Below are 246 nucleotides of genomic sequence, written 5' to 3'. Positions count from 1 at the left end.
GCCGCTGAGCCTGAACTTTGTGGTTGGCGCGTTGATGGTGCTGCTGGGGGTGATCCTGGTGAGTGCCGAGCCTTGGGTGAAGCAGCAGTTGCGTAAAGTTGTAGGGTAATGTGTAGCCTGTGCCGGCAATCAGCACCAACCCCCCAGCCACCACCAACCCTCCCGCCGCCACCATCAGCGCCGGCTGCAGCCCGCCGCTGTAATGGCTGCTGAGCGCCGCCAGCAACGGCCCGCTCAACTGCCCCA

Annotated in this window: 1 pseudogene; it reads left to right on the top strand. The window is 64.6% G+C overall.

Annotated elements, in window-relative coordinates:
* Positions 1-109, top strand: a pseudogene (locus CAY82_RS26565) (EamA/RhaT family transporter); the annotation flags it as partial.
* Positions 110-246: the final 137 nt, after the last annotated feature.

Source organism: Pseudomonas sp. SID14000 (assembly GCF_002165135.1).
Taxonomy (GTDB): domain Bacteria; phylum Pseudomonadota; class Gammaproteobacteria; order Pseudomonadales; family Pseudomonadaceae; genus Aquipseudomonas.
This window is presented reverse-complemented; position numbering and strand designations above follow the sequence as displayed.